Raw genomic sequence first — 24,092 nt, forward strand, 5'->3', positions numbered from 1 at the left:
TGGAGTCCACCTCATACTCCTGTGGGAGCGAGCCTGCTCGCGATGAGGCCATCCCAAACAACATCAAACCAACAGACACACCCCTACTGCACCAACTGATTGATCTCGATGATCGGCAACAGCACCGCCATCACGATCACCAAAACCACCCCGCCCATCACCACAATCATCAGCGGCTCAAGCAACGCGGTCATGCCCATCGCCCGGCGCTCGATATCGCGAGACAGGGTTTGCGCAGCGCGTTCAAGCATCGGTGGCAGCGCGCCGGTTTTCTCGCCGCTGGCAATCAGGTGAATCAGCACCGGCGGGAACACGTTCTCCACTTTCAGCGCGGCCGCCAGGTTGACGCCCTCGCGCACCTTGGCGGTGGCCTCATTGACGCTCAGGCTCAGACGATCATTCGACAAGGTCTGCCGCGCCGCCTCCAACGCGCGCAACAACGGCACCCCCGCGCCGCCGAGAATCGCCAGCGTCGAGGCGAACCGGGCGGTGTTCAGCCCCAACACGAAGCGCCCGATCAGCGGCAGCTTCAGCACCCGATGGTGCCAACTCAAGCGCGCCGCCGGATTGCGCAAATACAGACGCCAGCTCCAGAACGCACCGGCCATGACGCCCGCGCACAACCAGCCCCACGCACGAATGAAATCACTGGCATTGAGCATCGCCAAAGTCAGCCCTGGGAGATCCTGGCGCGCCTGGGAAAACGCGCTGACCACCTGCGGCACCACGTAACTCAGCAGGAAAATCACAATGCCGATCGACACCAGCCCGACCACGCCCGGATAGATGAACGCAGTGAGAATCTTGCCGCGCAAGTTGTTGCGTTCCTCGATGTAATCCGCCAGCCGCTCCATCACCTGCGCCAGATCCCCGGACTCCTCACCTGCTGCAATCAGCGCCCGGTAAATCTCCGGAAAATCCCGTGGCCGCGCCGCCAGCGCTTCGGCCAGGCGCATGCCGCTGCGCACATCGGCGCGCACGGCGCTGAGGGTGTGGGCGATGTGCTTTTTCTCGGCCTGTTCGACTGTGGCGCTCAACGCGGCCTCAAGCGGCAGACTGGCGCCGAGCAGGCTCGACAGTTGCCGTGTGGCCCAGGCCAGATCGTTGTCCGAGAGTTTGGCGCTGAACAAGCCACCGCCACCGTGCTGGGATACGTTGCTTTCCTTCTCCACCGACAATGCCGTCAAACCACGACCACGCAGCACGCCAAACGCCGCGCCCTGACTCTCCGCCTCCAGATGCCCGGACTCGATCTTGCCGCTGGCATCGGCGGCCTCAAAACGATAGCGATTCATCAGGCGTCCCGTGTCACACGAAGGATTTCTTCAGGCGCCGTGGCACCGCTGCGGATCCAGCGCTCGCCGTCCTCGCGCAGGCTGAACATCCCGGCCTTGCTCGCCGCTGCGCGCAACGCCTGCTCCCCTGCCCCTTGGTGAATCAGGGTGCGGATGTCGTCATCGATGCAGAACAACTCGTGAATGCCGGTCCGGCCGCTGTAACCGGTGTGATTGCACGCCGCACAGCCCACCGGGCGCCAGGTGCCGGGCGTGGCCGGGTCTTCCTGTTTGCACTGATTGCACAGGCGCCGCACCAAGCGCTGGGCCAGAACGCCGAGCATCGACGAGGCCAGCAGAAACGGCTCGACGCCCATGTCGACCAAGCGGTTGACCGCCGACACCGCGTCGTTAGTGTGCAACGTCGCCAGCACCAGGTGACCGGTCAACGAAGCCTGCACCGCAATCTGCGCGGTTTCGAGGTCGCGGATCTCGCCGATCATGATGATGTCCGGGTCCTGCCTCAAAATGGCGCGTAGCGCGAGGGCGAAGGTCATGTCGATCTTCGCGTTGACCTGAATCTGGCTGATGCCCGGCAAGTCGTATTCCACCGGGTCTTCCACGGTAAGGATGTTGCTGGTGCTCGCATCCAGTCGCGCCAGCGCCGCATACAAACTCGTCGTCTTGCCGCTACCGGTCGGGCCGGTGACCAGCACGATGCCGTGGGGCTGGCGGATCAGGTGATCGAGTTTGGCCAGCACTTGCGCGTCCATGCCCAAGGTTTCCAGATGCAGGCGCCCGGCCTGTTTGTCCAGCAGACGCATCACCACTCGCTCGCCATGGCCGGTGGGCACGGTGGAAACACGAATGTCGATTGGCCGCCCCGCTACGCGCAATGCAATGCGGCCGTCCTGCGGCAGGCGTTTTTCGGCGATATCGAGCTGGGCCATGATCTTGATCCGCGACACCAGCGCGCCGTGCAATGCCTTGCGTGGCGAGACCACGTCGCGCAGGGTGCCGTCGACCCGGTAGCGCACCACCGAATGGGTTTCGAACGGTTCGATGTGAATGTCGCTGGCCTCATCCCGCGCCGCTTGGGTGAGCAAGGCGTTGATCATGCGGATCACCGGCGCGCCGTCCTGGGTGTCGAGCAGGTCGGTGATTTCCGGCATGTCCTGCATCAGGCGGTCGAGGTCGACTTCGTTTTCCGCCGCACCGACCACCGCCGCCGCGCTGCCGGTGTCGGCGTAGGCCGTGGCCAGCAGGCCGTCGAGCTCGTCATCGCGCACCCGCTCAAGTCTCGCCGCGCCGAACTGCCGCCGTACTTCGCTGATCGACCAGCCCGGCGTCGACGGGCATACCGTCAGCACGCCGTCGCGCAGCAGAATCCGCTGCGCCTTGGCCCAGGCGTAAGGCAATGCGCTCATTGCAGCGGCACCGCTTTGATGGTCGCGCGCGGGCCGGACACCGGCGCCGGCACGCCTTGAGCGGTGGCCGGCAACTGCGGCGCCTGCATGTCCGGCATCGCCCAGCTGCGCTCCGGTTGCAGACCGCCCTGCGCGCGGCGCATGAAGTCGTAGCGGTTCAGCGTGATGCTGCGCCCCGCCGCGCTGTCGCGGATGATGTACGGGCGCAGGAACACCATCAGGTTGGTCTTGGTGATCGAACGGCGTTCGTTGCGAAACAGCGCGCCCAGCCCCGGGATATTCGAGAGCCACGGCACCGCGTCATTGCTCTGGCTGTAGCCGTCCTGCAGCAGACCGCCGAGCACCATGATCTGTCCGTCATCGAGCAGGATGCTGGTGTCGAGTGCGCGTTTGCTGGTGACGATCCCCGCCGAGTTGGCCGCGGCCGAAGCACGTTCGTCGATGCTGCTGACTTCCTGATAGATGTCGAGCTTGACCGTGCCGCCCTCGGAAATCTGCGGCCGCACATTGAGCTTCAAACCGACTTCTTCACGGGTCACGGTCTGGAACGGGTTGTTGCTGGTGCCCCCGCCGCCGGTGACGTAGCTGCCGCTGACAAACGGGATGGTCTGGCCGACGAAAATGCTCGCCGCCTCGTTGTCCAGGGTCAGCAGGTTCGGCGTCGACAGCACGTTGGTGCCGCCCTTGCTCTTCAGCGCCCGGGCCAGCACTTTCAGGTCGAGGATCTTGCCGATGCCGGGAATATCGACGGTGCCGTTGACGTAGCCGAGGTTCAGGCCTTGGGGCAGCACATCGAGGCTGGTCTTGCCGTTGACGTTGATCCCCGAACCGCCGAGGTTGGCGCCACCGATCACACCTTTGCCGCCGAGGTTGCCGGTCTGCCATTGCACACCGAATTCGCTGGCGTCGTCCTCGCCGACTTCAACGATCAGGCTTTCGATCACCACTTGCGCGCGGCGCTGGTCGAGCAGGTCGATGACTTCGCGCAGGTTGCGGTACAGCGGTTCCGGCGCGGAAATCAGCAAGGTGTTGGTGGTGGCGTCGGCCTGAATGGTCACGCCGCCGGCGCTGAAGGCGACGTTCTGTTCGCTGCTTTGCGCATTGCCGCTGCCGCTGGTGGCGCCGCTGCCCTGAGCGTAACTGCCGCCGGTGCTGCCGCTGTTGGTGGTCGACGTGCTGCCGTTGGTTTGCGTACCGCTCTGGCCGTTTTGCCCGCCGCCCGAGTTGGTGGAACTGCCCATGTTGCTGAGCACCGAGCGCGCATTGTCGCTGGTGCCGCTGTCGCTCTCGCCAGTCAACAAACCGCGCAGTGCCTGGGCCAGTTTGCCGGCCTGGGCGTTGCGCAGATACACCACGTGCAGATTGCTCGGATTGCTCTGGGCGTTGTCGAGTTTGTAGATCAGGTTGCGCGCCAGCTCCGTGCGCTCGGGGCTGCCGGCGCGGATGATGATGGTGTTGGAGCGCGGGTCGCCGATCACCGCGATTTTCTGGGTCGGATCGTTGCCCGGCGCGTCGAGCAGGTCGGCGACCATGGGCGCGATGTCGGCGGCGATGCCGTTCTGGATCTGCACCACGTCGGTGTCGATGGCGCTCGGGGTGTCGATGCCCTGGATCAGTTGCGCGACCCGCGTGAGGTTCTCGGCGTAATCGGTGACGACGATGGTGTTGTTGCCCGGATAGGCGTTGATCGGATTGTTCGGCGACACAATCGGGCGCAGCACCGGGATCAGGTTCACCGCGTTCTCGTATTGCAGGCGGAACGTGCGAGTGAGCATGCCGTTGCCAGCCGGTTTGTCGGCGCTGTAGATCGGCCCGCCGAGCAACTTGGCGTCGGCCTCTGGCACCACCTGCGCCACGCCGCCGACATCCACCACGCTGAAACCCTGCATGCGCAGCGCCGCCAGCAACATATCGTAAGCCTGATGCGCCGGCACCTGGCCTTCAGAAACCAGCGTCAGGTTGCCCTTGACCCGAGGGTCGACCAGAAACTGCTGACCTGTGGAACGCGACAACGCCCGCACCACCGCTTGAATATCGGCGTCGACAAAATTCAGCGTTACCGGCTGATCGCCCAACGGATTGGCCGGCAATGTCGTGCCCCGCGCCGAGCCGCCGCTGCGGGCGCGCTCGGTGATGTTGTGCAATTGCTTTGGCGCGGGTCTGACCTGAGCTTGCGCGCGCTCGCGGTCGAGCACCGCGTCGCCACTGCGCTGGGTGTTGGCCAGCGGCCGGCCGAGTTCGCTGTCCACCAGCAGCGGCGGTTGATTCGGTGGTGTGGTGTTGCTGCACGCGCTCAATGCCATCAACAGCATCGGCAACGCCATGCGTTTGGATCCTGACCCCTTCATGAAGCTTCCTTAGCGCCCAGCGCCTGATCCATGCGTACGGTGCCCGACAGAGTGCCGGCGGTGTCATCGGTCGCGGCGGCGTCTGCGCGTTGCAGACGGGCCTCGACCACTTGCAGTGAAAAATTCCGCGGTTGGCTCAGCAACCAGTCGAGCACGGCGTCGGCCGGTGCCGCGTCGAAGGTCAACTGCCAGCCGGCGGACGCGGCAGCCAATTGGTAATGGCCGCCCAGTCCGCTGGCCTGCAAGGTCTGTTGCAGCGACTGCTCCAGGTTCTGCCCGTCCGGGCGCACGCTGACGTCGCGCAACAGCACTTCCAGCGCTTCGGCCTGGGCGCGCAATTTCGGGGTTTCGACTTGCGACGCAGCGATCTTCTTCAGCGGCGGCTGAACCAGCGCCACCCACACAAACAGCCCGAGCAACAGCGCCGCCATGCCGCCGACCATGCGTTTTTCCCGCAAGGCCAACGGCTGCCAACGGGCCCGCAACTGAGCATTGAAGCGCTGCCAACCGGCGCGGTACTTCGCAAGCGATGGGCTATTCATCTTCGGCTCCGCTGCTGTCGTCGCTGTCGGTGGCGGCGGTCGCCTCGCCGGCCGGGCGCAGGACCCAGCCGTCGTCATTCGGGCTGATGCTGATGCCGGCCTGGGCCAGCGTGCCTTGCCAGTCCTTGTCGTTGCCCGAACGCCGGGCCTCGGGCAGCAGGCTCAATTGCAACGCACCGTCGACAAACTCCAGCCGCTGCACCGTGCCCGCCATGGACGGCATGCCACTGCCGGCCTGCGAAACCAGCCGCGTGAAATCCTGCCCCGGCGCATCCACCGCGCCTTGCTGGCGAGCCGCGATTTGCTGACGAGCCTGTTGCAGCGGATTGAGGATTACCGGCAACTCGGGGAACGCCTGCTTCACCCGCTGCGCCATCTGCGCCTTGAGCTGCTGGCCCTGCCCGGCCTCGCGCGAGGCGTACAGGTTCAAACCGATCACCCACACCGCCAGTGCCAGCGCACAACAACCGAGCGCCCTGCCCCAGCCGCGATGTTCGGTGCCCGGTTGCTGGAGGCCGCCGTGCAGGCCCCAGTTCGGCAACGCGCCGGAGCAACGTTGCGTTTCAGCCAATGTCGATTGCACCGCCTCAGGCGCGCCGTCACCGATCCAGTGCGCCGGCAGACCGGTTTCCAGCAGCCACGCTTCATCGATCATTGGCTGCACCTGCGCCGCATTCGGGCCGTGGCGCAGCAACAGATGATCGTCGTGCAGGCAGCCGACGCCGCCGGCCATCACCGGCAAACTGTAGGCCGCCGGGTACAGGCCTTTGAGGTTCAAACCGAATTGCCCGAGGTGCTGCAAATCCTTGCGTGATACCCAGGCAATCTGCACCTGGCCGCTTTCATTGCGAGCGCTGTGGGCGATGTGCATCTCGGCGCTGTCACCGAGCATCAAGGCCTGCGCCGCACATTGCACAGCCGCAGCGGTTTTGTTCGCGGGCAGCGGCGGCAAATCGATACTCGCCAACAGGCTGTCCGACGGGTGCAGAAAACACACCAGCGGTTGCTTCGGCAGCGCACCGAGCCGCACACGTTCCTGGCGTGTGACCTGCCCCTGACGATCCAGCCACGCACAATCCACTTCACTGTCGAGACTCAGCTCCGCCAGCGGCGGCAGACTCACGCGCAACGGGCTCATACGCCCACCCGCGACCAGATCACTTGCGGCAACCGATCCTGGCTGCGATGCAACAACGCATCGAGGCTGACCCGCCGCTGATCCCGCCGCGCCTGCCCGCGCAGCCGGAACCAGTCGCTGGTGATACCGACCTTTACGCTGGTGATCTCCAGTTGCGGCAAGCGCAGGCGATTGACGAAATCCCCGCGATTGATAAACCAGCGCCCGGCGTCGCGCTCATTGATCAACGCCTGCGCCCGCTCCAGCGACAGCCCCGGCACATAAGCCGCCAACACCGGCGCGGTGGCCGTGTTGCCATTGAGCCAGGTGGTCGCCGGAATCACCGTCAGGTACGGCGCCAGTTTCGCCAACAGCGCATCGTTGACCCCGTCGACACTGCGTAAATCGTCAAGCGTGCGCAGCATTGGCAAGGTCGGCGGTTGCGGTTTGCGCGAAGCGGACGGCGACGTAGCGCGCCCACTGTCGAACGTATTTTTCGCCACAGGCTTGTCCACCACTTGGGCATTCAACAGGTGCGGATAAGAGCCGATCACCCGCTGACTGATGCGCCGGCTCAAGCCACTGCTGACACCGATCAACTCGCACAAACGCTCGAACGCCTGCACCTGCGCGTCATCGATCCGCTCGTTGGCCACCAGATTGCGCAGGTTGAACTTGCCCTGCTCGTCCTCCAGCCGCCCCTCGAAACCCTGGGTGTTCAACCGCTGCGCCCATGGCTGATCGAGTCGGGTCAGCGGATCGCGCTGCCGCGCGTCCCACAACAATTGCCGGCTGATCTCCAACCCGCCGTGCAACAGCCAACGGCCCTGCACGCGCAATTGTTCGGCTTCCAGCGCACGGGTCGAAACGCTCTGGCGCGTCAGCATGCCGGCAGCGATCACCGCAACCACCGCCGCAATCAGCAGCGCACTGATGATCGCCATCCCCTGCTGGTTCGATTGGCTGTTCATGACCGGCCTTACAACTGCCAGGAACCGATGTCGGCATTCACGCCATCGCCGTCAGGCTGGCCGTCGGCGCCGAGGGAAAAGATGTCGATCTCGCCGTTGGCACCGGGATTGAGGTACTGATAAGGACGACCCCACGGGTCATTCGGCAGGCGCTCCAGGTACGAGCGCCAGTTGCTGTTCTTCGCATCGGCCGGCCGCTCCACCAGCACTTTCAGGCCCTGGCTCTGGCTCGGGTAAGTGCCGTGATCGAGGCGATACAGCTTCAGCGCCTGCATCAACCCGCCAATGTCCTGCTTCGCCGCCGTGGCCCGCGCCTGATCCGGCCGGTCCAGCACCTTGGGCACCACCATCGCCGCCAGAATCCCGAGAATCACCACCACCACCATGATCTCGATCAGCGTGAAACCCTGCTGCCCACGGGGCATCCGGCTCGGTCGACTGGGCTGTTTGAATTGCGCGATATCCATCTCGTCATTCCCTGGCTTGATTCGATTCGACGCGCAGTGTTGCAAGAAGATATGTCAGGGATGTTGAAAATCCTCGGGTGTTTTCGTCGTCAAGCCGTCAAGCACGGGCGTTAGCGTCAAGGGCTGCCCGACCGCCCGAGACCCCGATGCGCACCCCCTCCCCGCAAGCCGGATTCACCCTGATTGAAGTGCTCGTCGCGCTGGCCATCATCGCCGTGGCCATGTCCGCCGCCGTGCGCGTGGCGGGGTTGATGACGCAGAGCAGCGGGGTTTTGCGGGATCGTTCGATTGCGATGATTGCGGCGCAGAGTCGGATGGCTGAACTTCGGTTGGAAGGGAGATTGCCGATGGGGGTTAAGGCGATGGAGTGTGATCAAGGGAGGTTGTTGTTGCGGTGTGAGCAGGTGATTGGGGGGGCGGAGAATGGGCGGTTGTTGAAGGTTGGTGTGCAAGTTTTTGATCGCAGCCAGGAAGCGCCGCCGTTGGCGCGGCTGGAGACGTTGCTTAGCCGCCCGGAAAATCCTTAATCCGAGCCCGCCCTAAATGTTGGCCCCAACGATGGTAAATGAATCAGTCGTGGGACATTTCCGCCACCCACCTAAAGATCTAAACCAACCTGCACATACCGCGTTGAATCCATAATCAACTCGGTCTCTCAGGTCGATGTAGAGCGCAAGACACCTCCGTCGGCCCCCTCTCCCTCCGGGAGAGGGCTGGGGTGAGGGCCGCTCTTGACCCATCCGTTTACCCACCCCCAAAAAACCCGTTTAAAAGACACCAACCGTTACTTCCCCAAGGCTACACAACCTTGCGTCATTACCTACGACTACGCCAGAATCCGCCGGCTTGTGTGTCTAGTACGCGGGTCTTATCGTTCCATGGTCACTGAAAAGCAGTGATCGGGTTTGGTAGCCCGCAGCGCTGACGCATTGCGTCACCTCATGCAGTTGCATTCATGCGACTGGATTTATGGTGGCCATGCTCAGGGCTTCTTCGGAAGCGCCGGTTCCAGTGCTCCGGTCTACCAACCTGCGTATGGTCGCCACCCCCTCGTTTGGTAGCGAGAGTGGTTGACTCCAATTTAATCAGTACTGGAGTTACATCAATGATCAAACCAACACCCAACCCACCAGAAACCGACCCGGTTTCCCCCTACCAATTCCCCGACTCCCGAACCCTCAACGAAGCCGCCGAACGCGCCCTCGATCACTACCTCACCCCACAACAACGCATCATGGGCAGTCACACCAAACACGACCCCATGTTCCTGGCCAACCCCGCCTACAACAGCGAATCCCTCCTGGCCAACGCCAGCGAATCCCTCGGCTCCGCCGCCGAAATGCTCAGCAACTTCGCCGCGATCCTGGAGCCTGCGCATCGCAAGACTGCGCTGGGGATTGCGCAGGTGGTTATGGTTGCGGGGTTGGCGGTGAATCAGGCGTTGGATCATGTTGAGGTGAAGACGTGATCGGCTGATTGCTGTCGCTCAATGGCCGGAAAGAAAATGGCCGAGGTTGTCAGGCGTAACTGACGACCTCGGCCAAATGAGCATTTCTATTTTTTGCGGCACATCTCGACGTCATCGTGAGTCTTCAGGTCGGTATCGATTCCCAAGCGATACCTGCAGTAATCAATAATCCACCCCCGCTCCTCTGCCGTCAGGCGCTCTACCTTCCTGATCTCTCCATCGTTCGCGTGGATGTTGTAGAACTTCATCTGAAACGTCGGGTGCTTCTTGATGAAGACAATGGTCTCGATGTCTCCGTCCTCAAGGGCTTCGTAGTAGCCGACGTAAAACACCGTCGTTACGACGAGGATCGCTGCGATTAGAAGCTTTTTCATTCCGTTGGTGCCGGTGGTAGAGGCTGAAGGGTTCTAGCATGAAAGGAGACTGATTGAATGCCAGAAAATAAATCAGCCCCCATTTTTTGCTGCCAGCTTAGCTCCCGCAGATTTCAGCGTCCTACACAATATCTGTGATCAACATAAATCCCTGTGGGAGCGACGGTGCGACGATTCGACTTGCTCGCGAAGGCGCCAGAATTGACACCAGCTTAATCAGCAGGTGACCCCGAGGTCTGCTTCACCGGCAATTGCAAATTATCCAACGCCCGATTCACCGCCAACTCCCCGAGCATGATCAACTGCGCAATCCCCAACAACGTCCGACGCTGCGAAGCCGGCAACAGACTGGCGACGTTCTGGGCAATGGTTTGGGCCGAAGCGAGTGTTTCACTGGCATCAATTAGCAGTTCTTCGTTTTTATTGTCCGCAGTCACGGCATACATCCCGCGGGTTCTACGTGGGGGCGGCGTGGAGCCGGGCGGACAGAGGTAATGGTCGAGCGCGCGGTCGGCGGCTTCGTGGAGTTTTCTGGAATCTATGGATTCGTAGGGGGAAACCGAGTCGGTTTCGGGCGGGTTGGGTGTTGGTTTGATCATGGTGAAGCTCCATTTTTATACCTGGTGGAACCACCAACACCTGTCGCTAAACAAGTAAGGGTGGCAGCTGTACGCGGGTTAGCGAACCGAGAGGTATAAGACCCGGCAGACCCGAGGGTCTCCCACGCACAGCCACCATATCGTCATCGCAAATGTCTGCGACAAACTGGAGTGTCGTTGAACTTATACCTGGTCAGGTCGCTAAACCCGGTCGCTGGATTACCAGCGACACGTAGACGATAAAGACCAGGTACAAAGCGCACAAGCCGGCGGATTCTGGCGTAGCTGTAGGCAACGGCGCAAGGATATGTAGCCTGAGAGAGTGTCTGGAGATGTCTTTTTAAACGCCGGCGTTTATCGAAATCTTACAGCGGCACCGCCCCACTACACTCCGTTCCTTTTTCCTGTTGATCCAACCCCACTCAGCGGATGACTCACCACGGCGCTACACCAGCAGCAACAAAGAAGCTCCGCAGCGTTGCCAGTCCTTCCGTCATCAGGTGTGCATCATCGTCGCTTACGGCTTTGGAACGACAATCTTCCAGGTTCAAACTCCTGACCAATCGCGCCAAAGCGTAGGCTTCGGCTCGCTCAAATTCGGCATATACCCTCTCCCTAGTTTGTGGATTGTCGGCAGTCATAATCAGATTTGGGCTATCGCTCATAGGACTTCCTCTGAATAACAAAGAGACTAAAAAAGTAGACTGATCTATTTTCTCGAAATAAATCAGCCGCCCTTTTGGTCCATATCAACGCAACTGGCTAACTCATGGATGCGGATGGAATTTCGAATAATCACAGCACTAAGGCGCCCTAACGGGCCCTACCTCCTTGCCATTCTTGATCCGTTGTACAAGGTGACCGTACCAACGCTATCAGAATCGTCAGTGGGACGACGGAACATCAAGATCAATGCATCGGATCTATCGTAGTTTTCAGTCATTGAAAGTAGTGACCAGCCATCATCAGTCCAGGCCCTGATAACTGTAGCCATAGCTTCATAGACTACATCCGCATTTCGCTCAAAAATTGTGTTAATTAGGTATTCATATTGAGCTTCGCGGAGGTCCTGTACTGGGGAGAGAAGGTGATTGAGTTTCTGTTTTTCGTCACCTAAAAAGCTTCTGAGGTCCTTGATCTGGCTTTTGATGTTGTTAACGGTTTCATTTATGTCACCAAGTGCAATCTTGGTATTGTCTCCAATTGAACCACTATTATTTATCGTAGCATCGCCCGATTGGGGGGGCGCAACCTTAGCAGGCTCAGCTTTGGCACCGAACAAATATCCCGCGATTGCCCCCAATATGCCTAGCGCGGCGCTGAGGTCGCTGGACTTGGCTAAGGCCAGCAATGAGGTAAAAATCGCAATCAAGACAATGCCGACAACTCGAAGATTGAGAGGTCCGAATCCTCCTTTCATCTTCCAAAAGACCCCAACTAAAGTACCAAAACCTAATACAGCGATGATCCAGATAATTTGCTGCTCCATAAATGCTCCCTGCATGGCCTCGAGTCGTTCGGTTGAGCATAGAATGATTTTCTGATTTGTCTCTAAACTCGATGAGAAGCCTCGCCCCCTGGTTCTCGCGCTATGGGCTTATGACGACGCCCACCCTTTATGCCAGCATCACCGCCGCTCACTGGCAGCCCGCCCACTGTACATCCAGAGAGCTTATCGAAGGCCTGCGCGATATCGACCAGTCCATTCTAATCATCCACACCACGTCCTACCGTGCCGAAGTTCATCGGCAGGACCTCGGCAGTGACCTTCCTTTGTATATCGCATAATTTGTAACCGGATGACACCGCATCTGGTGCGGAGAGCTGCCGACGCGTCGATGGGAAGCTAATATCTCATTCGTGCAGGCGCAGGCGCAGATTGAAGGACTCGGGTGCGGGTGCAGTGGGGTTGCGGATAGAGTAAAAATGGGGACTTACTTATTTTCAGGAAATAAATCAGTCCCCATTTTTCTTTTCACAAAAATCCAGTTCCTGCTTCCGGCGGCCATGCTCGACCCGTCGAAATATCCGGATGCCGCGGCTCATTATTAACTCGCCCCTTTTCATCTCGATATTCTTCGATGGCGAGCAAACACTGTTTGGCCAGCTCTGATTGCGCATCATTGGCAAGAAACATTGTAAACAGCCGCGCTCGTATTCCTATCAGTGGCAATCCGAACTCTTCAAAAGCACCACTCCATTGCTCCGACGGTCGCCGGGAAATAGCTAAGTTTCGCAATGCCCTCCCCAGATGTTGGAAAGGATTAGACGTTTGGATATTACCCTCAAAGAGGGCCATGAAGTTCTCCTCACCAGGTAAATCATTCATTGCCATTTCAAGAACACTACGAATGTTTCCGGGGGGAAGTGAAAGGTAACGTGTGATCAGAATCGTATGGAAATCAGGAAGCAAAATGGCAAGTCTGGTTAGCTCAGACGACAGGTGGAAACCATCGTTCGCTGGAATTCGACCTTCGCTAAGGTGCTCAAGTACAGCTACGACTGCTTCCAATGTGTTCAACCTCAACATCGCACTTGTCCATTGAGAATCACCAAAAAACGCGGGGTTCTCAGCGGCTAGACGCTCTAGCATCACAAACGCAGTATCGGCAGGACTTTGGGGAATAGTCTCCAACAGGCGCTGTAAAGCATTTGGGCTACGGTGCTGATCAGACAGTAATAAAATGGCCTCGTGCACCCGTTCTGGACTGTCAGAAAAAGGGAATAGATCAATCCACCCCATCAACTCTCCACGATTATTTTCAAGTCGCCATCTCTGCTCCTGAGCTTCAGACAGTAACTCCCGTAAGCCTTCCATCAATATCGCAGAAGGTATTACTTCGCCGGCACGAGCAGCATTTGCCAATAAACGATGCTTGCATGCTGTCGGCTGAGGAAGCGACAGAAGCAAATCTATCTCTTGTCGTTTGGATCCGTGTGGCAAAGCAAGACCCACACCTCCAAGAGCGAGAGCATGCTTCTGCTCAGCATCAGACTTTGAAGCGACTCCGAAATCCGCCGCCACGACAAAGATCGCCTCGGCGAAATCCGATGTCAAAGGGCTTTGCGTGACGCGCTCCGCTCTTCGAATCAGATGATGCGAGTAGTCCGTCCAGCGATTGAAAGTCGGTTTTTTTGAAGGAAAATTATCGGATTGCCAGATCTCCAACAATGCCCCTGCTGCCTCCTTGCCCCAGCGTAAATCACTCAACCCACGAATAAGGACTGCGACGGCAGGTGCATCATGCATAGCTGCCAAGGCCCGCGAGTACATTAACGAATGCCCCATTGGGATCACCCCTCCACGCCCCCCTGTTTGAAGCCAGCCAGAGCGTGCAATCTCATATTCGACCAAGTCACGTTCAATGAGAGTCCGCAGAAGCTCCGCCAACTCCGCATCTGCAACTCTTTCAGCGGCTCGAGCCACATCAGAAGCAACATTACGAGGTAGCTGAGGTGCAGCCAGTAGTGTTTCCATCCAAGTGCCAACGGCTCGAGACAAATTCGAGCGAGTTTCTTTGTCAAACGGAAGCTTCGTATCACCACCCGCCCGGCCATGACGGGCTAGGACGTCAGCTAACAAGCCGATGCGACGATAGTTGGCCTCCTCTGATTTGGATACAAGTACCTGTGCGAAGACGTTTTGCCGTGTGCCGGATAGCGCACCTACCAATCGATGGTGGGCTTTCGACAATTCCTCATCGTATCGCCCAAGCACCTCTACTTGGCTATCTATTACAAACAACTGGTCGAAGAGCACAGCGATGGTGACCGGGCCAATGACGGCCGAGGCAGCATTTAAACGACGCTCAGAGGTGAGCGGATCGATAGCAACCTCAGCAACCGGTCCTGAATCGATCAGTGGCGCCTGATTGAGATAGTCTTCTATGTGATAAGGAAGTGGTAAATCCGCAGCGATTCTGGCAACGAGCCCAGAAGCGACAGCGAGCGGATACACCGAGAACGAAGTCATCACCGCATGCTCGATCCGACTGCCATTGGGTTCGAACTCGACCGTCCCTATTAGCTGCGTAATTTGGAACTCCGCATCCTCTGGGTTCTCTTGCAAGATCCAGTCAAGCAATTGCCCTGGCGTAGTGTCAGCATTCCGTACCGTTCCACGCTGAGCTATAAGGCGCGCATCAAGCTGCAAGTCAGTGAGATGATCAGGGAACCCCGCGTGCGCTATTACTTCCCAAACCGCGTCCGAAGCGGTCTCCAGAATTAGGTTTACATGGCGGTCAGCTCGGCGGAACGCCAGTGCCGTTACGACAGCAGCAACTACGTCCGGATCAGGATCGGAAGCAGCCAGTTCAACGGCTAGCTCCAAACCATCGAATCCACTATTGCTCGCGATCTCAGGGAAAGCTATTAGTCGCTGGGCCGCAGGCAGCTCACCCAAATGGAGCGCACAATCGACACCGAGGACGCTGGGGTGAAAACGATCAACTAATCTGAATAGTCCGAACTGAATTTGACGTTCTGTGTTTGACACAAACGGCCAAATTGCATGCGCGAAATCGGGCTTGCCAGAGGTGATCATGAATCGCACAGCTCTATCAAGCTCGCCCGGGCTGTGCCAGCGCTCGATAAAAGTAAGAACGCGATTGCGCACTTCCCGCCATACCAAATCATCGGCTCTCTCGAGCATAACGGCAGCCAGAATCGGGTCAATTTCCAGTGCCTCATTAATCGCGACTGAGACCGAACGCACGCCTTCTTCGCCGTCACGTGAAACTCTATCGCATGCGAAGAGGACCGAATCCTCCCAGCTCGGCCAATTGAGCATTTGTTCGCGCAGTATTTTGAGCGCATCTGCATTCCCTGCTGATGATTCAAGCATCACACGTTCGACTTCCAAAGACGCATACCAGTCTTGGAACAACTGATGTTGGAAACTCACTGCTCCGTCGATACCAGTCGAGCGAACCAGCAAGTGCGCGGCAACTAATCCATCAACAATTGCACGGGGTTGCGGTGCTGAGCCAATTTGCCCCGCAGCGATAAGACACTTCGTGACATCTGAAATGATGCGATTAGCGCTGGTGTTGGCGACTATAGTGTTCGCGCCACGGGTTGCTTCGACCGCGAGCCCAATCAAAAAGGCGTTATGCTCACCAACACCATCTCGCTGCAAACGTTCGACTTTCTCAGGTGCGCTCTCATTCTGCTGCACGAACATGCGCAACACCGCTTCCTTCGTCACTGGGAATTCCGCACCTGAGGGCAACGTCAGCAAAGCATTTAGATAAAGTGGGTTGCTCACTAACTCGCGCACTCCACGCGTTCGCCATGCCCTATCCACAAAACCAACGCCCTCATCCCCCCTCACCGCTTGCGCGATCTCTAGCTGTTGCTCATCGGAAAGGGGATCTATCACGATAATCGGCCGAACGTCCGGTAGAGCCTGACGTCTTGAGCTGACGACAATGCCGAGTTGCGGGTAATCGCGCTGTAACGCCGCCAGGTCGCGGGTGGCTCGTAGCCGAGCATCGGCTGGCAGTTCGTTCCATCCATCCAACAGCAGAGCAAGATTCCCGTGGTAGGCCAGCTGCATCAAGTGCTCTCGCCTAATTCCATAAAAAGCGTTACGACGTAGGACAAAATCGAAAAAATCGTCCTGTCGGTCTGACCATTCACCGAGGGGTACAAGCAATGGAACCAAACCGTCCTGATTGCCCATGCATTCTGCTAGCTGTAAAAGCGTGGTCGATTTCCCTGTGCCACCTACCGCGACAAAGCCAACAGGCTCAGCAAGCGATACAACACGTGCAAAGCTTTCAATCGTCACTTGAGGTCTTGAACTACCTTCAAGTCTTAGTGTTAGCGCAATAGTTCGCGCGGGTTGACCGGGTACTGCACGAAAACCTTGTATGTCTACCAGTGTCGCCGCACGAAGTTTTCCTCCGACCACATCCAACGCTTCAACGGTTGGAAGATTGAGCCCACGAAGAAAATCCTGGTCCGCATCATCGAGCAGGTCAGCAGGCCTAACAGAACCTAGTGATTCGCCGCCGGCAATTGCATCGAGCGCTCGTTGTATCGCCTTACTCTTCCATTCGTGCAGCAGTGCCACCGTAAAGCGCGAATCATCGGAATCGATGAGTTTTGAACAACTCTGGCACATCCAGATACCATTCATGGAACTGCTGCGTTCGGCAGAGCTCATGTTGGGGTCGTAACGCATTCCTCCAGGTGCCGCTGCTGCGATGTGCGCACCGACGCCGATGTTTACTGCCCCTTCTTCCGCTAAAGCTGGACCGGAAGTCGAGCGCATACAGGATGGGTTTGAGCAGTGATAGCCCGCACGAGCAGCAAGATTACGAATAGTTTTGGCTCGGAAGTCGTCGCGCATAGGAATTGAAATTCTGAAATGAAAACTTACAGCTCTACCAATTTGATATCGCCAATTGTCTTGAGACTTACGAAATCAGTTTACTCTCAGTGTCAACTGAATAGAGTGACAGGCGAAAATTGTCAATTTGAGTCGTTTCCGATGAGCTGAAATCGGCTAATTAACTGACGAGCCTCTATCCGCCAGCAGTCAAGCTTGGACTAAAACAGTGCGCTTTCAAATTCTTTCGATGGGAACGATCGTCCAGTTATAAGGGGTTCGAATGTATCCCTCGCATTGGACCTGTACCGGCAACCTCAGAACGGTCCCCCCAAAAAACTGAATGAGCAAAATGATTGACTTCAATCCTGCAGAAATCACGGCCTCACCAACCTAGGCATCTCCACCCCCTCCCCCAACCTCTCCACCTCCAACCGCACCCTCTCCCCACCCTGCTCAATCACCACCCCATCCCCCTCCACCGCCACCAACTTCACCCCAGGGCTCACCCGCTCCCCCTGCAAAAAACTCCTCGGCGGTCCGTCGTTGAGGCTGAGTATCGCCACCGCCCCGCGACTCCCCGCCATCACGCCGCTGACCTTGATCTCCACCGGCACCGTGCGATTGGAAAACCACTGCAATGCCGGGTTATCGCTACGCGCCGCAAGCAGTTGCGGCGTAGCCGCCGGGGTGTGGGATTCGGCGGTGGTCAGGAGCAGGGATGACCAGGTGGCGATGCCGATCAGGGCGGTCAGCAGTGCGGCGGCCTGGATGATTTGGGGGGGTGAAAAGCGTGCGGTGAATCTCATGGGCTGAATCTCCTTTTAGTCCCGGTGACCAGACTACGCGGCAATTCTCACGGTTTTATTTCACACGCCTTACATGTTGGCCGTGCAGGATGGTTTTTTGGGACGTGCTGGACGCAAGGGAGTGCGTATTCGATGAACCGGTGCAGGCAGCAGGGTTTTACGTTGATCGAGTTGATGGTGGTGTTGGTGATCATCGGCATCGCCAGTGCGGCGATCAGTCTGAGTATCAAGCCCGATCCGTTGCAGTTGCTGCGCAAGGACGCCGAGCGCGTGGCCCAGTTGCTGCAGATTGCTCAGGCGGAGGCCCGCGCCGATGGCCGGCCGATTGCGTGGTTGAGCGATGGCAAGGGGTTTCGGTTCAGTCGGCGCAGTGACAGTGGCAAGGGTTTTGATCATTTCGATCGGGACCCGCAGTTGCGGCCGCGTCCGTGGCAGAGTCCGAAGCTGGAGGTGCGGGTGGAGCCCAAGCAGAAAGTGGTACTGAACGCGGAGTGGATCAATCCGCCGCTGCAGTTGACGCTGTCTGACGGGCTCAATCGGTTGAGTGTGCTGCGCGATGCCTCGGGCCGGATTAGCGTGCAATGAACAGACAACAAGGTTTTACGCTGATCGAGGTGATGGTCGCGATTCTGCTGATGGCGGTGGTCAGTCTGATTGCCTGGAAGGGGCTGGACAGTGTCACGCGCGCCGACAGCCATTTGCAGGCCAGTGGTGAGCAGAGCGACAGCCTGTTGCGGGCGTTGAATCAGATGCAGCGGGATGTGGAGATGCGCGCCGGGGTTGAGCTGACGGAGCCGAAGAAGGTTGGCACGGAGGATGAACCGGCGACGGCGCCGCCTGCCGTTACGGTGCGCAGCAGTGACAGCAAGGGGTTTCGGCTGGACATCATTCGTAGCGCGGCGGATCAGCCGGGGGCGTTGCAGCGGGTGCGCTGGTGGCTCAAGGGGGACACGTTGTATCGCGCGGTTGCGCCGGCACGTAGTCGGTATCCGTTGCCGGCGCCTACGGCTGGGGTGGCGGTGTTGGGTGAGGTGAGTGATTTGCAGGTGCGGGTTTGGGAGATGGATAAGGGGTGGCGGCAGTTGAGCGGGAATCGGCGGGAGGATCCGTTGGGGCTGGAGGTGCGGTTGACTCGGGAGACGGCGCAGGGGGTGGAGAAGTATCGGCAGGTGATGGGACCCTTGCAGTAATTGAAGTCACTGAGGTCCCTGTGGGAGCTGCGGTGCGACGATTCGACTTGCCAGCGATGGGGCCTTCACATCCAACATCTCATTGCCTGACATACCGCTATCGCTGGCAAGCCAGCTCCCACAGGGTTTTAGGGTGTTTGTGGGTGTTGTGTAGTTAGCTGAGGACGACTACGCCGCCCGGCAGTTCGGTGCATTTGACGCCGTAGGCATCGCGGATCAGTGCGCCGACGCCGGCCAGTTGGTCGAGGGAGAAACGTGCCTGTACGCGGCGCTGGCCGAGTTCGCGATTGAGCAGCAGCAAAATGCCTGGGCGGTAGCGGTTGATCTCATCGATCATCTGGCTCAGGGTCGCGCCGTTGAACACCAGGACCTGTTGGCGCCAGTTCATCACCGCCGCCGTATCGACACTTTGCACGGTGCCGACCCGTTGCGCGTCATAGGTCAGTTGCTGGCCCGGTTCCAGTCTCAGGCTACGGCCTTCAACTTCCACATCCACCGCACCATCAAGGCACGTCACGCAAACCTGTTGATCGAGGTTGCGCAGGTTGAACCGCGCCCTGCTCGCCCGCAACCAACCACCACCGGCCTGCATCGCCATCGGCAGTCGCGCGGTCTGCACTTCGACTTCGCCGCTGACCAGTTCAAAGCCCTGCACGCCCTCATCCACCGAACGCTGGTTGATGCGGGTCTGGGTGTTCAATTCCAGGCTCAAACCATCCGCCGGTTCGACGCGACGTTGCTGGCCAACTTCGGTGATGTAATCCGCGCCGAGCCCGGAGAAGCCGCCCGGGATCGTGCCGCGCACCAGCAGGAACGCCGCTGACGCGGCAACCGCGCCGCCGAGAAAGGCCCGTCGTCCAAACCGGCGTGGCGCCTGCGTCGCTTCCGCCGCCGGTTGCAGCAGGTGCCACAACGCCTTGCACTCTTCGAAGGCGCGGGCGTGTTCAGGGCTTTGGGCGCACCACTGGCGCAGCGCTCGGGCGTCGGCGACCGTGGCGCGGCCGGAGGTCAGCAGGATCAGCCAGTCGCGGGCTTCGCTTTGCAGACGCTCGGCAGGCGTGGGCTCGGCAGGTGTCAGACGGAAGATGTTCAAACGCGCAGGTACTCGACGGGTTGATCGGGAGCTTCATTCACTAGACGGTTTTCCGGCCCCGCGACCGAACCGCTGAAACACTTTTCTTTCCAGTTTGGCCGCGCAGTGTCCGAGGGCAGCCTTGATTTCCTTCTCGACCATGCGCGTGGAGATGCCGAAACGCTGGGAGATTTCCAGGTGCGGCGCTTCTTCCAGGCGTGCGGCGATGAAGATCCGGCGCCGCCGGGCTGGCAGTTCGTAGAGGGCGCTGAGCAGGGACTGGATTTCCTTTTGGCCGCCGACCACGCGCATCGGATCCAGCGCTTCGTCGCTGACTTGCAGCAGTTCTTCGACTTCGCTGCCGGTGAGCAATCGCGCATCGGCCTGGCGGCGGTCGGCGGCGATGTTCAGGGCCATGCGATAGAGGTAGGCGTTGGGCCGCAGCAGGTTCGGCGGCGCTTCCATGCGGTCGACCCGCAGGTAGGTTTCGTGCAGCACGTCGTTGGCCAGGTCCTCCGAGCCGAGACGGCGTCGCAGCCGCACCCGAAAGTCCTCGTAGGACGTCAGGAACAGCTGGACCATCGAACTTTGTCCGGCGTCTTTCATCCCCCGGAAACTCCTTCCCATTGTGTGCATTCCATGCGCTTTCCTGACGATTCGGGTAACAACAGCAACGTGACTGGCTGGCGCAATGCGCCGGGTGTGGGCCGGTCGATCTTGAGCGTGTGAAAACTGTCTACCAGCGCTGCATCGCGCCGAACATCGCCGGTCGAGGTGACCAACCGGTTGTGCTGCACCACGCCGTCGCGGCCGATCCACAACTGCAACACTGCGCGAAAACTGCCGGGCCGGGTCAGCGGCGAACGGCACAGGTTGCGTTCAATCGCGGCCTGCACCGCTGTGGCGTAACTGCGGTTGACGGCTGCGCTGGCGGGGGTCGGTTTCTCCGCCGGCATCGGCACGTCCTCGACTTGCGCCACTTGCAAGGTGAACGCATCGTCGCGGCTGTACTTGGCCATCAAGCCGCTGCCGCCGAGCATCCGCCGCAACGCTTCGGCGGCGGTGAATTCGCCTTCCACTGCCAACGAGCGGCGACCGCGACTCAACTGGCTGTCGACCAGCACCGCCATACCGGTGGCGCGGCTGAACTGTTCGAGGGCGCGGGCCAGTTCCTGGGCCGGGATGTGCAGCGTCATGCGCATCGTCGCCGGCATCGGGTCGGCGCTGACGCGGCTCAGAAACAAGCCAAGCAGCAGCCCCAGACAGAGCTGGCGCACGAGCGCTGAGCGCGCAAATTCGTCCCTGGCACGGCCTCGCTGCACGGCTGATGCACCCCTGAAAACCGTCATCCTGAGGGCTGTTTATGAATCTGGTGTGACGGCCACTGCAAAAAAACCATCACGGGATCGTTGCCGCCGTTGCACTAGACTCTTGAGCCAGAGCGGCCCCTTCGGGCCGGCCAGGAGGCAGGCATGAAATCAGTCTGGAAAGTCGTCTTCGGCGGGTTGTTGCTGACGGTGTTGGGCGGTGCGCACGCGGAGCAGCCGCTGGGCTGCGTCGAGGTGACGGTGGGTGGCTACAAGGCGCCGAATTACGACTGCCTGAGCCAGCAGATGGGTAATAACCCCGACGGCGCGGCGGCTGTGCAGAAGAATCAGGAAGCGATGAATGTACCGGTCAACAAGCGCCCGCCGAATCAGGTGGGGCTGGCGACGCCGGCGGCCACGAGTACGCGGATGGGCAATACGTTTGGCACGTCGGTGAAACCGCAGCGGCCACCGGTGAATACCGGTACTTCATCGCTGCTGGGCAAGTGATCAGTCGCTGGGGATCTGGCGGAAGCTCACCGCCAACCGGTTCCAGCTGTTGATGGTACTGACGGCCATGGTCAGGTCCACCAGTTCCGTCTCGTTGAACTGTTCCCGCGCCTGCTGGTAAACATCGTCAGGCACCCGGCTATCCGCCAGCAGCGTCACCGCCTCGGTCCAGGCCAGCGCCGCCCGCTCGCGCAGGTTGAAGAAGCCGCTGTCGCGCCAGACCGCGATGGCGTACAAGCGTCGATCCGTCTCCCCGGCCCGTCGCGCCTCCACCGAATGCATGTCGGTGCAGAACGCGCAGCCGTTGAGTTGCGAGGCGCGGATCTTGATCAGGTGCAGCAACGGCGGTTCGATGCTCAGGCTGCTGGTCAGCGCTTCCAGGGCAATCATCGCTTTCATGGCTTTGGGTGAAGCGCTGTAGTAATCCAGACGCGGGGACATGGGCGGGCCTCGGGCAGCAGAAGAGTGATTTCACGGTAGGCGCTGGTTGGGCAACGTTACAGCCCCAATTCCACGAAAAAATGGCAGACCATTTCCCCCGAGCCAAACACGATACCTGTGGGAGCGGGCTTGCTCGCGAAGGCGGTGTGCCAGTCGATTTTTTGTTGCCTGACACGACGCCTTCGCGAGCAAGCCCGCTCCCACAAGGGTAAGTGACCAATTCGATATTTTTGCTCTACGCAACTACTGCCCCGTAAACAAACGGGAGTAATCTGGCCGGCACATTCAATCACCCGGAGCGCCCCGTCGGTATGGAACTGCATGTCGTGATCAATGGCCGCAAGGATCTGGCCGGTCAGTTGTACCAGCAACTGCGCGGCGCCATTGAATCCGGGCGTCTGGCCGCCGGCACCCAGTTACCGCCCAGCCGTTTGCTCGCCGAGCAACTGGGGATCTCGCGCAAGACCATTTCCGACACCTACGCGCAACTCACCTACGAGAATTTCCTCACCGGCGTGATCGGCAAAGGCACTTACGTCAACGCCCGTTCGACGCCGGTGCAGCGCAAACAAAGCCATTGCGAACTGGCCAGTTCCGAAGTAATCGAGAGCTGGCGCAATCTGCCGGTGTTCCTGCGGCATCCAACGCTTGAAGGCTCGCTGCGCTACGACTTCATCGGCGGCGCCACCAGCAAGGGCCAGTTTCCCCAGGATGACTGGCGCCGCTGCGTCGCTCATGCGCTGCGGCAGATGGCCAATGCCAAAGGTTTCTACAGCGTGCCGGAAGGCCTGCCGGCGCTGCGCAATGCGATTGCCCGGCACATCGCGTTTTCCCGTGGCGTGAACTGTCAGGATGAGGACATCGTGGTCTGCAACGGCGCGCAACAGGCGCTGGATCTCATCACCCGCGTGCTAATCCGCCCCGGCAGTCTGGTGGCGATGGAAGATCCCGGTTACCCGCCGGCGCGGCTGCTGTTTGGCACTCATGGGGCGACGGTGGTCGGCGTGCCGGTGGATGCCGAGGGCATTCAGGTCGAGCGAATTCCCGAGGGCACGCGGCTGATCTACGTGACGCCGTCGCACCAGTTTCCGCTGGGCATGCCGATGAGCCAGGCGCGGCGCGAAGCCCTGCTGGAACGGGCCCATGAGCTCGGCGCGATCATCATCGAGGACGACTATGACAGCGAGTTCCGCTACGAGGGCCGCCCGACCGATTCGCTGCACAAGCTCGATCAGCGCGGCATCGTCGCCTACGTCGGCACCTTCTCGAAAACCCTGCTGCCAGAGCTGCGGCTCGGCTACGCGATCCTGCCGCCGGCGATTCTCGAGGCGGTGATTCGCGCCAAGCAGCTCACCGATCTGCACGCATCTACCCTGCCCCAATGGGCGCTTGCCAAGTTCATCGCCGAAGGCTGTCTGCTCAAGCACATCCGCCGCTGCCATACCATTTATGCCCAGCGCCGCGAGCGGATTCTGGCGCGCATGGTCAGCGACCTTTCGCCGTGGCTGGAAGCCGTGCCGCCCAGCGCGGGGTTTCACATGGCGGTGTTCTGCAAGGTGCCGATCGACTTGCCGCTGGTGATCGAACTGGCGAAAAAAGTCGAAGTCGGGCTGTACGCCATCGATGGCTTCTATTACCAGCAGGCGGCCAGAAGCGGGATGTACTTCGGTTTCGGCGCCATCGAGACGCTGGACATCGACATCGCGCTGGACCGCCTGCGCGACATACTGCAACAGGTCGTTGGTTAAATTGGCCTAAACGATTAACCGCCGATTGGTTATTGGTGATCCGGGGGTGCAGGCCTATTCTGCACAAGCGTTATCCCTCAGTGAGCAGGATTCG

At 59.8% G+C, this 24,092-nt stretch carries 23 protein-coding genes; 6 read left to right on the top strand and 17 right to left on the bottom strand.

Annotation, left to right across the window (positions count from 1 at the left end):
- Nucleotides 1–83 precede the first annotated feature (83 nt).
- The 7 genes from gspF to gspG are packed head-to-tail and all read right to left on the bottom strand — an operon-like array spanning nt 84 to nt 8,146.
- Nucleotides 84–1,295: a type II secretion system inner membrane protein GspF gene (gspF, locus tag ACKUG4_RS18280; protein ID WP_102621804.1), complete on the bottom strand. Its 1,212-nt coding sequence runs from the start codon at nt 1,293–1,295 to the stop codon at nt 84–86.
- Nucleotides 1,295–2,701 carry a type II secretion system ATPase GspE gene (gene gspE, locus ACKUG4_RS18285; RefSeq protein WP_085646839.1) on the bottom strand — a complete coding sequence of 469 codons (1,407 nt, stop codon included), beginning with the start codon at nt 2,699–2,701 and terminating at the stop codon, nt 1,295–1,297. The genes gspF and gspE overlap by 1 nt, the downstream gene beginning before the upstream one ends.
- A complete protein-coding gene (gspD, locus tag ACKUG4_RS18290) occupies nt 2,698–5,049 on the bottom strand; it encodes a type II secretion system secretin GspD (RefSeq protein ID WP_445434550.1) in 2,352 nt (783 codons plus the stop codon). The genes gspE and gspD overlap by 4 nt, the downstream gene beginning before the upstream one ends.
- Complete coding sequence (locus ACKUG4_RS18295; RefSeq protein WP_445434551.1) at nt 5,046–5,591, bottom strand: type II secretion system protein M; 546 nt, start codon at nt 5,589–5,591, stop codon at nt 5,046–5,048. Before ACKUG4_RS18295 ends, gspD begins: the two co-directional genes overlap by 4 nt.
- A complete protein-coding gene (gene gspL / locus ACKUG4_RS18300) occupies nt 5,584–6,729 on the bottom strand; it encodes a type II secretion system protein GspL (protein ID WP_445434552.1) in 1,146 nt (381 codons plus the stop codon). The genes ACKUG4_RS18295 and gspL overlap by 8 nt, the downstream gene beginning before the upstream one ends.
- A complete protein-coding gene (gspK, locus tag ACKUG4_RS18305; protein ID WP_445434553.1) occupies nt 6,726–7,679 on the bottom strand; it encodes a type II secretion system minor pseudopilin GspK in 954 nt (317 codons plus the stop codon). The genes gspL and gspK overlap by 4 nt, the downstream gene beginning before the upstream one ends.
- An 8-nt stretch (nt 7,680–7,687) precedes the next feature.
- Entirely contained in the window at nt 7,688–8,146 is a 459-nt protein-coding gene (gspG, locus tag ACKUG4_RS18310; protein ID WP_011334561.1) for a type II secretion system major pseudopilin GspG, read from the bottom strand.
- A gap of 146 nt (nt 8,147–8,292) precedes the next feature.
- Here gspG and gspI point away from each other — a divergent pair, with 146 nt between their 5' ends.
- Both gspI and ACKUG4_RS18320 read left to right on the top strand, forming a co-directional pair.
- Nucleotides 8,293–8,673 carry a type II secretion system minor pseudopilin GspI gene (gspI, locus tag ACKUG4_RS18315; protein WP_262193303.1) on the top strand — a complete coding sequence of 127 codons (381 nt, stop codon included), beginning with the start codon at nt 8,293–8,295 and terminating at the stop codon, nt 8,671–8,673.
- A 578-nt stretch (nt 8,674–9,251) separates the two neighbouring features.
- A complete protein-coding gene (locus ACKUG4_RS18320) occupies nt 9,252–9,614 on the top strand; it encodes a DUF6124 family protein (protein WP_445434554.1) in 363 nt (120 codons plus the stop codon).
- Between the two features lie 86 nt (nt 9,615–9,700).
- Here ACKUG4_RS18320 and ACKUG4_RS18325 read toward each other — a convergent pair whose 3' ends face one another.
- The 6 genes from ACKUG4_RS18325 to ACKUG4_RS18350 all read right to left on the bottom strand — a co-directional run bounded on the left by ACKUG4_RS18325 (nt 9,701) and on the right by ACKUG4_RS18350 (nt 17,730).
- Nucleotides 9,701–9,988, bottom strand: a complete 288-nt coding sequence (locus tag ACKUG4_RS18325; protein WP_445434555.1) for a hypothetical protein — start codon at nt 9,986–9,988, stop codon at nt 9,701–9,703.
- A 212-nt stretch (nt 9,989–10,200) separates the two neighbouring features.
- On the bottom strand, nt 10,201–10,587 hold the full coding sequence (locus ACKUG4_RS18330; RefSeq protein WP_445434556.1) for a DUF6124 family protein: 387 nt from the start codon (nt 10,585–10,587) through the stop codon (nt 10,201–10,203).
- A gap of 434 nt (nt 10,588–11,021) precedes the next feature.
- Nucleotides 11,022–11,252 carry a DUF7706 family protein gene (locus ACKUG4_RS18335; protein WP_445434557.1) on the bottom strand — a complete coding sequence of 77 codons (231 nt, stop codon included), beginning with the start codon at nt 11,250–11,252 and terminating at the stop codon, nt 11,022–11,024.
- A 158-nt stretch (nt 11,253–11,410) separates the two neighbouring features.
- Nucleotides 11,411–12,076: a hypothetical protein gene (locus ACKUG4_RS18340; RefSeq protein ID WP_445434558.1), complete on the bottom strand. Its 666-nt coding sequence runs from the start codon at nt 12,074–12,076 to the stop codon at nt 11,411–11,413.
- Nucleotides 12,077–12,562: 486 nt separating this feature from the next.
- Entirely contained in the window at nt 12,563–16,942 is a 4,380-nt protein-coding gene (locus ACKUG4_RS18345) for an NACHT domain-containing protein (RefSeq protein ID WP_445434559.1), read from the bottom strand.
- A gap of 356 nt (nt 16,943–17,298) precedes the next feature.
- Nucleotides 17,299–17,730, bottom strand: coding sequence for a type II secretion system protein N (locus ACKUG4_RS18350; protein ID WP_445434560.1), 432 nt, complete (start codon nt 17,728–17,730; stop codon nt 17,299–17,301).
- 132 nt (nt 17,731–17,862) lie between these two features.
- On the opposite strand from ACKUG4_RS18350, the gene gspH reads away from it, so the two are divergent.
- Together gspH and ACKUG4_RS18360 are read left to right on the top strand one after the other, a co-directional pair.
- A complete protein-coding gene (gene gspH / locus ACKUG4_RS18355; protein ID WP_011334577.1) occupies nt 17,863–18,315 on the top strand; it encodes a type II secretion system minor pseudopilin GspH in 453 nt (150 codons plus the stop codon).
- Nucleotides 18,312–18,920 (top strand): type II secretion system protein GspJ, encoded by a 609-nt coding sequence (locus ACKUG4_RS18360; protein WP_134023274.1) that lies wholly within the window; start codon nt 18,312–18,314, stop codon nt 18,918–18,920. Before gspH ends, ACKUG4_RS18360 begins: the two co-directional genes overlap by 4 nt.
- A 154-nt stretch (nt 18,921–19,074) precedes the next feature.
- On the opposite strand, the gene ACKUG4_RS18365 is transcribed toward ACKUG4_RS18360, so the two are convergent.
- Genes ACKUG4_RS18365 through ACKUG4_RS18375 form a run of 3 tightly spaced genes read right to left on the bottom strand, consistent with a single transcriptional unit; the run spans nt 19,075 to nt 21,314 of the window.
- Entirely contained in the window at nt 19,075–20,013 is a 939-nt protein-coding gene (locus ACKUG4_RS18365) for a FecR family protein (RefSeq protein ID WP_445434561.1), read from the bottom strand.
- Between the two features lie 33 nt (nt 20,014–20,046).
- Nucleotides 20,047–20,598: an RNA polymerase sigma factor gene (locus ACKUG4_RS18370; protein ID WP_011334580.1), complete on the bottom strand. Its 552-nt coding sequence runs from the start codon at nt 20,596–20,598 to the stop codon at nt 20,047–20,049.
- Entirely contained in the window at nt 20,595–21,314 is a 720-nt protein-coding gene (locus tag ACKUG4_RS18375) for an STN domain-containing protein (protein ID WP_445434562.1), read from the bottom strand. Before ACKUG4_RS18375 ends, ACKUG4_RS18370 begins: the two co-directional genes overlap by 4 nt.
- A gap of 150 nt (nt 21,315–21,464) precedes the next feature.
- On the opposite strand from ACKUG4_RS18375, the gene ACKUG4_RS18380 reads away from it, so the two are divergent.
- On the top strand, nt 21,465–21,809 hold the full coding sequence (locus ACKUG4_RS18380; RefSeq protein ID WP_445434563.1) for a hypothetical protein: 345 nt from the start codon (nt 21,465–21,467) through the stop codon (nt 21,807–21,809).
- Here ACKUG4_RS18380 and ACKUG4_RS18385 read toward each other — a convergent pair whose 3' ends face one another.
- Complete coding sequence (locus ACKUG4_RS18385) at nt 21,810–22,250, bottom strand: carboxymuconolactone decarboxylase family protein (RefSeq protein WP_007959341.1); 441 nt, start codon at nt 22,248–22,250, stop codon at nt 21,810–21,812.
- Nucleotides 22,251–22,561: 311 nt separating this feature from the next.
- Here ACKUG4_RS18385 and pdxR point away from each other — a divergent pair, with 311 nt between their 5' ends.
- The gene (pdxR, locus tag ACKUG4_RS18390) at nt 22,562–23,998 is read left to right on the top strand and encodes a MocR-like pyridoxine biosynthesis transcription factor PdxR (RefSeq protein WP_445434564.1); all 1,437 of its coding nucleotides are present in this window, start codon (nt 22,562–22,564) and stop codon (nt 23,996–23,998) included.
- Nucleotides 23,999–24,092: the final 94 nt, after the last annotated feature.

Source organism: Candidatus Pseudomonas auctus (genome assembly GCF_048654275.1).
GTDB classification, from domain to species: Bacteria; Pseudomonadota; Gammaproteobacteria; order Pseudomonadales; family Pseudomonadaceae; genus Aquipseudomonas; species Aquipseudomonas pharyngis.